The 13,892-nt window shown below is 40.7% G+C and carries 10 protein-coding genes; 1 reads left to right on the top strand and 9 read right to left on the bottom strand.

The annotated features are described in order from the left end of the window. Positions 1-101 precede the first annotated feature (101 nt). On the top strand, positions 102-1,055 hold the full coding sequence (locus tag ACW6QF_RS04230) for a hypothetical protein (protein WP_456086933.1): 954 nt from the start codon (positions 102-104) through the stop codon (positions 1,053-1,055). A 134-nt stretch (positions 1,056-1,189) separates the two neighbouring features. Here ACW6QF_RS04230 and ACW6QF_RS04225 read toward each other — a convergent pair whose 3' ends face one another. The 9 genes from ACW6QF_RS04225 to ACW6QF_RS04185 all read right to left on the bottom strand — a co-directional run bounded on the left by ACW6QF_RS04225 (position 1,190) and on the right by ACW6QF_RS04185 (position 13,877). Beyond that, positions 1,190-3,934: a glycosyl hydrolase 2 galactose-binding domain-containing protein gene (locus tag ACW6QF_RS04225; RefSeq protein ID WP_456086932.1), complete on the bottom strand. Its 2,745-nt coding sequence runs from the start codon at positions 3,932-3,934 to the stop codon at positions 1,190-1,192. Between the two features lie 109 nt (positions 3,935-4,043). Continuing rightward, a complete protein-coding gene (locus ACW6QF_RS04220) occupies positions 4,044-5,477 on the bottom strand; it encodes a cellulase family glycosylhydrolase (RefSeq protein WP_456086931.1) in 1,434 nt (477 codons plus the stop codon). 10 nt (positions 5,478-5,487) lie between these two features. Further along, complete coding sequence (locus tag ACW6QF_RS04215; RefSeq protein ID WP_186929962.1) at positions 5,488-6,231, bottom strand: RraA family protein; 744 nt, start codon at positions 6,229-6,231, stop codon at positions 5,488-5,490. A 21-nt stretch (positions 6,232-6,252) separates the two neighbouring features. Further along, entirely contained in the window at positions 6,253-7,026 is a 774-nt protein-coding gene (locus ACW6QF_RS04210; RefSeq protein WP_456086930.1) for an SDR family NAD(P)-dependent oxidoreductase, read from the bottom strand. 12 nt (positions 7,027-7,038) lie between these two features. Beyond that, complete coding sequence (locus ACW6QF_RS04205; RefSeq protein ID WP_456086929.1) at positions 7,039-8,229, bottom strand: enolase C-terminal domain-like protein; 1,191 nt, start codon at positions 8,227-8,229, stop codon at positions 7,039-7,041. A gap of 10 nt (positions 8,230-8,239) precedes the next feature. Further along, on the bottom strand, positions 8,240-9,790 hold the full coding sequence (locus ACW6QF_RS04200) for an endo-1,4-beta-xylanase (protein WP_456086928.1): 1,551 nt from the start codon (positions 9,788-9,790) through the stop codon (positions 8,240-8,242). Positions 9,791-9,808: 18 nt separating this feature from the next. Continuing rightward, positions 9,809-11,110 carry an endo-1,4-beta-xylanase gene (locus ACW6QF_RS04195; protein ID WP_456086927.1) on the bottom strand — a complete coding sequence of 434 codons (1,302 nt, stop codon included), beginning with the start codon at positions 11,108-11,110 and terminating at the stop codon, positions 9,809-9,811. A gap of 25 nt (positions 11,111-11,135) precedes the next feature. Next, complete coding sequence (locus ACW6QF_RS04190; RefSeq protein WP_298550738.1) at positions 11,136-12,365, bottom strand: MFS transporter; 1,230 nt, start codon at positions 12,363-12,365, stop codon at positions 11,136-11,138. A 54-nt stretch (positions 12,366-12,419) separates the two neighbouring features. After that, positions 12,420-13,877, bottom strand: a complete 1,458-nt coding sequence (locus ACW6QF_RS04185) for a RagB/SusD family nutrient uptake outer membrane protein (protein ID WP_298550740.1) — start codon at positions 13,875-13,877, stop codon at positions 12,420-12,422. Between the last annotated feature and the right edge of the window lie 15 nt (positions 13,878-13,892).

Below are 13,892 nucleotides of genomic sequence, written 5' to 3'. Positions count from 1 at the left end.
CGGCAAATATAAAATTTCTTTTTAAATTTATCTATAAATATTTTTTATTTCTGGATATTTATCTTTCCTTTGCGACATTATAAACAACTAAAAAATTAGCTATGAGAAAGAAAGTGTTTTTTGCACTCGCCTTTGTGCTCTACCTGACAGGTTGCAACAGTTCTTCGCTTGAAGAGGTTATTCCGCAAACAGAGTTTTTCCCCGTCCAATTCAGCATTCAGATGGAAAAAGAAATCATGTCTTTTCCCACCACCCGCAGCATGCCTGATAACGTGATTCCGGAACCATCGGTTTCTAAAGCCGGAGAGAATGACGTCGAGTTGAACGAATTATGTTCCACTCTCGAATATGTGGTATTCAAAAACGAAGAGATTCCCGCTTTCATCAAACACAAGCAGTTCACTTACAGTCCTACCGATATGGATGCGGATTTCAGTTGCATATACGACAGTCTGCCACAAGGCGACTACAAATTCTACTTTTTGGCCCACAATTCAAAAACTGCAGTATTGTCCGGTTCGACTTTCTCTTTCGATAGCATCTCGGATACATTCTATGAAATGCTATCCCTGAACATCGGGGTTGCAGAAGTCATCAATAAGGATATCTCCCTTCAGCGTATCGTCAGCCGTATCGAGTTCATGGCGACCGATTCGGTTTCCGACATACTGAACCAGTTCGATATGGAGATCGACGGAATATCCAATCAGCTGGACATCTCCACCGGCCAGGGGATAAAAACCCCGGACAAGCAAATCTTCTCCTATACATTCAACAATGATGAGATCGGAGAAGTAAACAAAATACATTCTTTCTATACTTTCATCCCTGCCACCGACAATAAAATGGCCGTCCATCTCACAGCCATCGCCCACAACGGCGAACCGATCCGTGAACGGCAAATCGACAATATCATCCCGGAAAAGAACAAAATCATCCGTTACAAAGGCCGTATCTACAGCCGTTCCGAATCCGACGACACATTTCAAATCAGCATCTACAACAACGGGAAATGGGAAGTGACATCCGATGTTGAATTGCCTGATTATGAGTAAAATATTTATCTTGTTATAGTTGACAGTTTGTTTAAAAATCAAGTTTGGATTTATAAATAATAGTTTTAGTTTAATGGTTATTTTTTTAAGAAAGCCCGTACTTGTGAAAGCATGGGCTTTCCATTTTCCCAAAATTAATCGATCAGTTTCACTGTCCGATTCTGTATTTTAGCATTCCAAGACTTAAGAACCAGCTTCATCGAACTTGCCACTTGTCTTCCTCTCAGTTCAAAATCGATCTCGATACTTTTCGTTTCACCAGGATCCAACCAGAAGAAATTATCATTCGCATAAAAAGAACGAGGACTTCCTTCTATATCCAAATTAGTCATAAAAGAGGGCAACTTTCCTGTGTTCGTCACAACTACATGCAGCAGTCCTTTGTTTCCATTTATTTTCATTAACTTTACTTCTTTCAACTCAACAGAAGTTTTATGTTTAGCCACGGTTGGCTTTAACCAGGGACCATTGCCTAAAGTCGGCCAATCGACAGGCTCAGAAACAAACTTCAGATAATAAGCCTCATCTTCCATTAATTTGATGGTGCGAGGCCAATATTCAGCATGAGAAATCACTTTTCCATACTCATCAGTCAAAGAAACAATAGCAAAAAAGTACTTTTCTTTATATACCTGTGGGATAGCATATACCCCTATCTCTTCTTTTAAAACCGATGTGCCTTCCGGAACATTAACATTTTTCGAAATCTGCCAAACTTTTCTAAAAGAGTCATCCAATATTTTCACCTGTACCATTCCTTTAAAACCAGGTCGACCCACTCCATTTAAAATATTTACGGAAATCGGAAAAGCTTCTCCAGGTGCCCACAGCAAACGCTTAATGTCCAACAAAACATGAGTTGGTTCGTATGTCCTTTTTAAAAAATAATAAGTTGCCGAAGGCTGTCCCATACCATCGACCAAATTAATTGCAGCAACTACTGGCCAAGGACGCTTATAGACCCAAGGCATCAGTCCGGTTGTTACCGGATAATTACTTTGAAGACCTTCCGACATAACCTGATAGAATTCACCAGCACCAATTTGAGTTGCCTCAGCAATTGTTTCCAACGCCGGTTTAGCCATATTGTCAATATGGGAAGCACGACTTAACATACGAGGTACGCGAGAAGGGTTATATTCAGCAAAATGTTCTACAAATTCAGGATGCCCCAACACAAAATTCTTATCGTACATTCCTCCCAAATCAACCAACTCACCCGGAGAAACCACTTGTTTGATATTTGCAGGATCCGTTATACAATGTACACCTGTCTCAGCCACATAGGGTATCAACTCAAAACCTTTATACCATGCAGGATCAAAATCCGGATAAGAATGCATGGAACCTGCATCCGGAGAAGTACGTAGGAAGCACCTTGTCGGATCAAAAATAGCCAAATTACGTTCCAAAATACCCATGGAAGCTGCATTTCCATAAGAATACGGATTAAATTCGTTTCCACCGCACCAAACAGCCAAAGAAGGTTGATTTCTCAACCGGAAAATATTTTGGCAAATCTGTGCCTCCCAAACTTCCTGCGGCCATTCGGGTGTATCAAAATTGGCAATATTAAAATCCTGCCAAACCATTATACCATATTTATTACATGCATCATAAAAAGCATCACTCTCCAACAGCCCGCTTCCCCAAATACGAAACATCTGAATTCCCATATTCCGTGCCATTTTCACAGCCCAATCATATTTATCTGCCGTCAAATCGTAGAGGGCGTCAACAGGCATCCAGTTAGCACCTTTTACAAAAAACTTTTTCCCGTTTACGACAAACTGCCAGTTTTGCCATCTGTCACTTGTCCGAATACCGGCACTCCGAATCTGTTCTATTGTCCGGATACCAAAATCAAACTGAATGCAGTCGGCCAACCGATCATTTACTTTTAATGTCATTTTTACCTGATAGTAATCCGAGCTCCCCAAACCATTCGGATACCATAGTTTAGGATTTTCGATAACAAAGTGCTCTTCCATCCAGCATCTCCCTTCGATCACCTTCGGTGAAAATTCTTTTGAAAATACGATCTGACCTTTATCTATCAAGTCGAGCACCACTGTCAACTTATCTTTTACCTGTTTATTCTGCGGGGCATTTGATGGCTTTCCATAATTCGATATCTGACAATTATTCCAAGGATGTAACTGATAGTCCAATGTATTTTTTCCGGCAAACAGTTCAACACTAAAGCCTATTGTAGCCTGATTATTTTCTATCTTTTTAGTAAAAAGGAAAGGACGTTCCAGATGGTATTCAGGAACGAATTCCAGACGAACGTTTCTCCATAAACCCAAATTGAAAAAAGGTTCCATCGCACTTCCTCCCATCAGAAACCAGCCTTTAACAATATTTCCCGGTCGATTCGGGTTAAAAGAAGCTTTCCCATAATTGGCAGACATGACTTCTACAATCAGTTCATTATTCCCTCCATAATTTAAGTTTTCACTTACATCTATAACCGGACCACCGAATATACCCCGGTGCTTGCCTAATTCTATGCCATTTAACCAAACTTTCGCAAAATAGTCAATACCATCAAAATTCAGTATATAAGAGTAACCACTCCGTTTTTGAGGAATCGCAAATAGTTTTTTATAATACCAAACTCTCTGTTCCAACTTTTCATGTTCCCTGGCATTCAAATGCTTATAAGGGTCTCCCAATATGCCTGCTTTATAATTAGCCATTTGGACAGAAGTCGGATATGCCACCGTAAACCAGGCATTCTCCCTAAGTTTTGCCAAGTTTTCAACAGGAGATTCTTCCGAACTCAATTCCCAATCCTGGGATAAATCGATATGCTGCTCTGCCAGCCTCGGATAAATATAATATGGAGACTCCAAATCTCTTACCTGCGCTTTCACAATCGAAACGCAACATAAACAGCACCATATTAAAAGACATCTATACTTAAAAACGCTCTTTCTTAACATACTTTTTCATTTAGTTATTAGACATAGATTCCATATAAAATCAATGATTTTCATTATTAAAACGCAATACAACCGAACGTTTGAAAGTGATCTCCAGAGTATCGTCCACCACATGGGTAACTTTTCTCACATCACTCCAAGGATCATATTGTTCAACATCCGAGACTTTATTACTTAAAAATTGTAGTGGCAGTTTCACCGTCCTGCTATCCGGCAATAGATTTCCGATCAATTCAGTATGCCAATTGCTTAAGGCATCCCGGCACCAAACTAAAGTATGCGTATTACCTTTTAAACAATAAAAACGAACCTGATCATGCATAAAAAACACAGGCTGATACTGCTCTGTTACCGGATTTATATTTTCTGTAGCATGACTAAAACGTCCGAAGTGCCACCATAAATCATTCTTTTCTATATAATACTGCCAGTGCCAACTTTGTCCAGGAGCAGCAGCTCCCGAAAAAAAAGGGGCAAAAATCAAATCATGTAGCAGAATACCTAACGTATCCAATTCATATAATTTGGATGGTCCAGAATGATGTGCCTCGACCGCACCCACTTCCGAGAGTATAACAGGTTTATCAACAACCATACTACGCAATAAAACGACCGCCTGACTTGCCAAAGAATCCATAGGAGCCTGACAAATATCCCAGACGGCTCCCGGATCCAAATAGCGATGAACCTGGGCTATCTCATTATCCGAAAGAGATGAAAAATCCATATACCACTCCTGACATTTTTCATTATCAAAACTCCCCAGGCTTTGCATAACCAAATGATGCGGAAAATAAGATTTAACGACAGGCAGCATCTCTCTTGTCCATTCCAGCTCCCCTGCTATTCCCTCGGAAAAACTTACAGAATTGATTTCATTCCACAATTCCCAACCCATAATAGCCGGATTGTCCGCATATCTGGTGGCTAAAAAGGCAACCCTGTCTATATATAAATTTTTCCCCTGCTGTGTTTTGATAAAATCATCCATATCGCTCAATGGCCCCCGGTTATCACAAGAATAGATTGGTTTATCAAAAGCCACTGACGAAGAAAACGGGGCTGAATATCCTGTTAGTTTCCTGAAATTTTCCAAACAAAATTTGATCTTGATCCCATATTTCGTCGCCAACTCCAACAGTTTGTCAATTCGCTTTACTCTATTTTCATCAAACTCTCCGGCTTTCTTATGTTCAACCTCAAAAAATGGCGCACTCAACCAAATACGTGTGTAATTTCCTCCATTTTCCGAAAGATTGCGAAAACGCTGTTCATAAAGCTGTAAAACTTTTGTTTCATCTGTTTCAAAACGTTCCCAACAAATATTAGGACCTACAGGAATAAAAGGTGTACCGTCCGAATATTCCAAATAACGAGGATTCACCTGACTCACCCTTATAAAGTTTTGATCACGCTCTTTTCCACAAGAGAAAAAAGAGCATAGAATCATCATATATAATATATTCCGTATCATAGACTGATTCTTAAAAGTAACCACCTTTTGCTGTAATTTCCTGGACACTGTCTCCGTTTTGTACCCAAGAGAAAATCTTCTTCTCATTTTCACGTATCTCTTCCGAACGTAAAAGCACTTCATAAGCTATTTCTCTTGGTACTACCAAAACTCCGTCAATATCCCCAAGTATTATATCACCCGGCTTAATCGTTACATCTCCGATTTTAATCGGAATTTGATAGTGAGTAATCAAACAACGCCCCAAACTGCCATTTGATATCCGGTATTCGTAAAACACAGGAAAATCAGCACTCAAAATCTGATGTGTATCCCGTATTCCCCCATCTATACAAGCGGCTTTCAGTTTTTTCCCCTTAGCAGTCGCCGTCATTACACCTCCCCACAAAGTAGCTTTGTCATCCCGGCTTGTATCCCAGACAACAAAATGATCTTCCTGCATCTCATCCAACATCTGAGTTCGATATTCCATCTCACCCTTTATCTTTACGTTCGGTGCACTTTTGACAGTAAACGCAAAACCGGCAACAGAATGATATTCGCGTAAAGGTTTAATCCTACCGGGCAAAGCCTGCTCCAAAAGGCAAAATTCACGCATTACGTCGTTTACGGCACCTGTATACAACTGCTCATATCTAAATAATAACTCTTTATCCGGTATGGGAAACTTTTTCGAAGATATTCCTTCACGGTCCTGAATCAATTTTTCCAGATTCATCATCCCGATTTCTTTCTTATACTGATCTACGCTCATAACTCTTTTATTTTTAATTAATCACTCCGGTAAACTCATTCCACCATCTACCCATATATCCGCACCGGAAATATAGCGTCCGGCATCGCTACACAAAAGCAACGCCATAGAGGCCAAATCATTCGGTTCTCCGATATACCCCAATGGAATATTTTTCTCTATTTTTGTTTTGAAAACTTCATTCGACAAAACTTCCTCATTGCGAACCGTTCCGATCACTCCGGGAGCCAGATTGTTAATCGTTATTCCTTTATTACCCAATTGCCAGGCGAGATTTTTCACCATATTCAATTGAGCAGCTTTTGAAGCGGCATAAACAATCATTTGCTTACTCGGCCTGTTCTGCTGGACGGAACCTAACGTGACAATTCTTCCCCAACCTTTAGATTCCATATGAGGCACACAACATTGCATCAACTCCAGCGAAGCCCTTACATTCACATTCATCTGAGTATTAAACTCAGATAGAGTCACTTCTTCCCATTTTCTACGAATCTGAATAGAAGCATTCAAAACTAAAATATCGACTCCAATTCCCAATTTTTGCTGCAACTGTTGAAAGTCAGAAGTCAGCGTATCTGATAATAAATCGTATTCCCATAGCCACGCTTTTCCTCCCATCTTCAGCACATCCTGTAAAGTTGCTTCCGCCAACTGACGATTACTCCGGTAATTGATCACAACATTCGCCCCATGTTCAGCCAAAGCTAAAGCGATGGAGCGGCCAATTCCTTGGCCAGCTCCTGTAATCAATGCGGTTTTTCCTGTTATATTAAACAAATGCTTCACTCCCATAACGCTTCTTTATTAAATACCACCTACTATCGGATACCAGTTCGGATTATACGGATCTTGATGAAAACGAGCGTAATAATCTCCCATTTTTTCATAATAACGCTCATATTTATCCATTTTTTCTTCATCCAAAACAACTCCCAATCCCGGTCCTTCCGGAACTTTTATAGCCCCATTGACATATTGTAGTTTTCCACCCTGGATAATATCATCTTCCAAATAATGATAATGAGCATCTCCCGGCATAGTCATTTGAGGAATGGTAGATGCAGTATGTAACATAGCCGCCAATTCGATACCGAATTCTGCCCCGGAATGCATAGCCACACCTATATTAAACGTACGACAAACCGCAATCAAGTCTTTTACACCACGCGGGCCTTCCCAATAATGTAAATCCGTCAATATGATGTCTATCGATCTCATATGGACAGAAGGGCCCAAATCATCAAATTTATTCGGGTACATATTAGTCGCCAAAGGAATACGAACCTGTTCCCGGACAGCCTTCATGCCTTCTATGCCCCAAGAAGGATCTTCAAAATATTGCAGTTCTAACTCTTCCATCCTATGACCGGCTTTTACGGCTGTCGCAACACTCCATACCCCATTAGGATCAATTCGCAAACCAAAGTCATCTCCTAACTTCTGCCGGCATAATTGCAGTACTTTCACTTCTTCCATCGGATCCATGACACCGGCTTTCAACTTCATTGCCGTGACACCCAACTCATCGTTCAACTGTACACAAAAATCGGCCATATCCTCCGCACAGGTATCATGTCCGCCACCCGGACGGTCATAGCGCCAAAACAAATAAGCGATCATTGGAATCGAATCGCGTAATTTGCCGCCAAGAAGCTGGTGCATCGGAACATTAAATGCCTTCCCCATAATATCCAAACAGGCAATCTCTATTGCACCATACAAACGGGAATTGGAAATATAATAAATACTTCTCAGAACTTTCATCTTAATAGCCTCCAGGTCCATCGGGTTCATTCCGATAATGCGCGGTTTCAGCTTAAGAAGAGCCGCTCTTGAATCTCCGCCGCCGACTTCACCCAATCCGACAATTCCTTCATCCGTGATAAGTTCCAAGATTGTCCTCAATAAATAACCCGGATGTACTCCCGTGTTATGCCGCAACATGCAATTCATAGGAATTGCAACGCAACGGACTTTCATGTCTACGATTTTCATTTCTTTATACTTATTTTAAGTGATACTCTATAACTTGATCCTTTCCTGATTTATCCGTATAAGTAATTTGATATTGACCTTTAAATCCCCGGAATTTTACATCTCCGTTTTTACTGGCTTTTACGACCATATTAGTTTTCCATTCATGATTGATCAAATTATCAAGTGCATAAAATGATTGTTTGGGATCCATGTTTCTGGTGAACAACCCGGAAACAGACGGTTCTCCCGGTGCACCGCAATCGTCTACCACATTCCACCACGTGATTCCCATCATGTTTTTAACACTGAACCATAGGCGATACAAGTTTTGTGCAATAACAGCCTGTATTTTCTGTCCTCGGTCATCATTACCCGGAGATGTAATCGTTATTTCGCTTAAATGAATCGGCAATCCGGTTTCCGAAATCCGGTTCATGATAGTCCAGATCTGGTCTGGGGTTTGTATTTCTTTTCCTGCGGCAATATCCAGGCATTGCTGAGGATTAAACAAATGCATTTGAGAACCGGCGACATTTATCTTCACCCCTCTTTTCATCAAGTCTTTTACCTGTTCCGGATATTCCGGACCAGTCCAATAATCATTGATATTCAAAAGGACATTATCCGAGAATACCTGATTGGCAGTTTTGAAAGCTTCAAATGTATAATCACCTGGCATTACCCCATAATTACTTTTACAAAGCCCGGAACCCGGAACCATTGCCCCTTTGGCAAAATCTTGTGCACTCTCATTGACAACATCCCAACTGCTGACGCGGTCCCCATAATATTTAGCTATCTCTATAATTCGCTTTTCAAACAACTCCTTCAACTTCTTCGTCAAATTAGGAAATTTCGCTTCCAGTTGGGCTACAGTCATATTCTTGTATTCATCCGTGTATTTCTCGCTATCCAGGTAATTATCCAGATTGCCATACTCCAGAATTAGTTTATCCATTTCTTTTTTCTCATCAGGCGTCATCATTTGACCTATAATCCAGTTAGGATTATGCCACTTACGGTTTCCCCAGATCAGCGGATGGCCGTGTACCGGAATCCCCTTGCTGAGACAGAAATCTATAATCTGGTCGGGAGAAGGACGACGCCAGTGTGGCTGATGCTTCGGATCCGTCTGGCGATTCCAATATTCTTCCGTATCCCAGTATTCTTCACGAAAACGGGGGCGGTTCGGTTGCATTTCCAGCGTTTTCCAATAAAATGCGACAGTCGCACGATTAAATAACGTCCCGAACACATCTCTATATTTTTGGTTACATGCAGGAGTACCTAATTGATTATAGTTAAATATATGGGCGCCAAATACAAAATCATGCGAAACTTGCTCGATCTTCACTTCTGATCCAGCCGCAACATTCTGTAAATTAACAATAGCATTTGCTTTTCTATTCTGCTCGATGTCCTTATCGATTTTAGCCTGTACCTTCGGATTCCAGATATTCCAATAGGCTTCACTCATGATTTTGTCTTTGTCTTCTTTTGCACTTTTGGGAAAACCTTTCTGTGCAAACAGGTTAAAACAACATAGAACTAAACTGATTATTAATGTTATTCTTTTCATATACAACTATGATTTTAATTATTTAATGTCAAATTCTTGAATTTCTATCTTACCATTCTTACTTGTCCAAGTTGCACGGTAATGCCCCTTAAAGCCTCTGAAACGAACCACACCCTGTGCGTTCGACGTAGCGGTCAGTGAAGTTTTCCATTCCCGGTTTATCAACCTGTCCAATGTCTCATAGACGGGCTTCTTATTCACTTCTTTGTCATAAAGTCCTGAATAAGACGGTTCACCCGGAGCACCACCTCCATCCACGACATTCCACCAGGTAATACCTGTAATATTGGGGCAACTGAACCAGAAACGATATAAATTTTCAGTTATGACAGCCTGGATCGCACTTCCTGTCCTCGTAGAATCGGGGGCACAAACCGTTACTTCGCTCACATGGACAGGACGCCCTACTTCATTCAGGCAATCAACTACTTCCGTGAGTTTAGCCGGTGTCAGGATATTATCCCCCTCAGCTATTTTCTGAGCCTCGACCGGATTAAAAATATGCATTTGAGCTCCGACATTATCTATACGGATACCCCTGTCTATCATATTTCGAGCAATCTCTACATACCGCCTTGTATAAGGAATACCACTTTTAAAATCAATATCATTAATATTAAAAATGACAGATTCCGGGAAATATTTCATAGCCCACTTATACGACTTATAAGTATAATCATCCGGCATTATTCCGCGATTTGCCTGATTAACCGGTTCATTGACTACGTCCCACATCCGGATTCTGTCCTTATAGCGCAACGCCAATTCCTGAATATGCTTTTCAAAATAAAATTCCATCTCTTTACGATCTGACGGCATCCAATCCGGATGTCCCCAACGGCGCATACCATAAATAATAGCATGGCCTTTTGCCATTATCTTGTTCGATTCGCAAAACTCAAGGATGGGATCGACGGGGGGACGACGGAAAATATAAGAAGATCCCGCCGTATAACGTGGCTTTCCTTGCTCAGGTTCCAACGTTTTCCAATAAAAAGGCAATGTAGCAGAATTAAACAAAGCACCAAAAGTATTTTCATACTGTTTATTTTGTTGCGTAGTCTCAAGCTGACCGAACAAAAAGATATTACCACCAAAAATAAACGAATGGCTCAACTGCTCGATTTTGACAGTTGTTCCGGAAGGAATTTTCAATACGGCATCCCCTTTCCGGTATTGCTCTATATTCTTATCTATGCTTGCCTGGACATCCGGATTCCAGATCTCCCAATAAGCCTCGCTCATGACATCCTTATGATCTTGTGCCTGTAAGCAAAAAGCAGAGAAAAACAATCCTATCAATAATATTACATTTTTCATATTTTACAATTTTATAGACACTTTACTAATTATCTGTCTCTTCATAAAACTCTTTCAATAAAAAGAATCTGATCGCCACAAAAACGGCTAAAGCTCCTAATAAATAGAATATTGCCAGAAACGATATGCCAAAAGACAAGCCATAATCAGTCTTCAGATATCCCAATATCAAGGGAGCCAACGCCCCGACGATAAAGGCAAAAGCGGTCATAATCCCTACCGAAGATGCTCTTAAATCCGGAGCTATCACATCAAACAAGGCGGCATACAGATTTGAATCATAAATTCCCCTGAAAAAGCCGAACAGAGCCAACATTGCATAACTTACATATAAATTCGAGGTATATCCCATGAAGAATATAAACGGAGCACCGAACAACAATCCGACCAGTTCCGTTTCCAGACGGACTGTTTTACGCTTTTGCGCATATTTATCTGAAAATTTTCCACCTATTAAAACACCCAACAATGCGGCTGCAAAATGAAAAAACATAGAGGTAAACCCGGCCGTCGAAAGAGACAAATGGAACTTTTCATGATAGAACGTAGACATCCAAGTCACATAACCGATATTCACAAAACACATTCCTCCAAAAGCCAGACAAAGCATCCAGACTGTCTTTTTCTTAAATATCTCTTTGATGACATATCCAATAGAATGCCGTCTTTCTTCTTTATTCTCCTGAGGAGTATCTGCCATTCGGAAAAACAAATAGACACACAACAGCAAACCTCCTGCTCCAAACGTAAAGAAAGACATACGCCATCCGAAATGTTCTCCGATGTAAGCAGCAATAAACCCACTGGCAACAATTCCGACATATAAAGAAGTCTGGTGTATGGACATTGCCATTGCACGGGTTTTATGATGATACTGGCTAATCAATGATGTTGCGGCTGGATAATAGAAAGCTTCACCTCCTCCTGTTGTAACACCGCGTAATATAATTAAAGAGATCAGCCCGCCACTAAATCCGGTGCATAATGTCCCGATACTGAAAATCAGGATACTGATAAGAATAATCCATTTTCTCTTCAGAAAATCCCCCATATATCCGCCGAACGGGACCAAACAGCCATATACAACCGTAAATACAGAAGCAACAAGCCCCAATTGTACATCCGTCAAATGCAGATCCTCCTTTATCAAAGGGATCACCACATTAAAAATCTGCCGGTCACCTTGGTTCAGGAAATAGGCAACCCATAACATAATAATCAACTCCCACTTATAGGTAATACGTAGTCGTTTCATTTTACGAATAGTTTATCGAAGGTGTGACTTAAACCACACCTTCATATTTTTAATTTAATACCCCGGATTTTGATCTTTCGACGGATCAAGGGCCTCGTTATAATCGAATTCTGTTGTCGGAATCGGGAAAAGCATATGTTTCTCCGCCACATCTATACCTTTGATTTTCTTAATCCGGTCTTTTGCAATCCCCAATCTGCATAAGAAGAACCAACGCTTCATTTCATTCATGCACTCATAAGCTTGTTCTTTTATTAACAGATCCATGAATTTATCGACCGATCCATAATCCGCCAGCTTAAAATCGACCTCGGAAGGACTATTAGGATCATAGCCATACGCGCGGCGATGGATACGATTCAGCATTTCCATAGCATCGGTTGTAGGAGTGCCTGTCGCCTTTGTTATGGCTTCAGCATAAATAAACAAGACATCCGGGAAGCGGATTAACGGATTTGAATTACCTGATCCACTGCCACTCAAAGCATCCGGATCGTAAAACTTCGCCATCAAATAGGTATTATCTCCTAAACCAAAATCATGAAGCAACAAATTATAATCTTTCCGCAAGTCTTTTACATCCCATTCTGCTATCATCTGGTTTTCTGTTGTTGTATAAAGTCCGTACCAGCCACCAGCACCACACATCGGTTTTCCATTTATCAAAGCAGATGGATGTGCACAGAACATAACAAACTCCCAACCATTCTTCGTCGTATTGTCTTGCTTCAGATAAAATATTTCCTCCGTCGTATTAACGACTCCCGCTCCAAATATTTTTTCAAAATCACGGGAAGAGGAAACTGGAACCAGAGAATAGGCATTACTATCGATAACCTGCTTCGCAAACGTGGCTGCCTCCTGATATTTTTCTAATTGCAGATATACCTGAGCCAAGAGACTCCGGGCACTATTCTTACAGGGCGTTCCCACTAAACGGGCCTTATCAGGTCCATTTTCAGTAGCATACAATAAATCATTTACGATATAGGCATAAATATCATCTACGCTACTTTTTCCTAAATTATAGTCCGCCATATTTTCTTCAGTACGCAAAGGGCAGCTTCCGAAAGAACGTACCAAATAAAAATAGCTTAAGGCACGGATAAAACGCAATTCGCCTAAATAAGCGGCTTTCGATGTTTCAGACAAACCAGATGCTTCCGGCAAACGGGAAATAGCAATATTACAATCTCGGATTGCTTTATAAAGGCTGGCCCAAACCATATTTGCACGAGTCTGGTTCTGCGTATTCAGACCTTCATAATCACTATTTGCCTCCCAACTGCCACGTCCATAAGCATAATCGGCAAAGCATTCCAACAGTCCCGGATAGCTCATCGCAAATCCGCTTCTGAATTTTGCTAAAGGAGCAAGCACAGCCGCATCAGCTTCCTCTTCCGTATTATAAAATGTTTCTGCTGCCACTGCTTTTGGATGTTCTTCCAACCAATCGGAGCAGGAAGTAAAAAAGATAGCTACAACAACCAGTAAAAATAATATTCTCTTCATAACATACTCTTTTTA

This window comes from Parabacteroides sp. (assembly GCF_977054455.1).
This window is presented reverse-complemented; position numbering and strand designations above follow the sequence as displayed.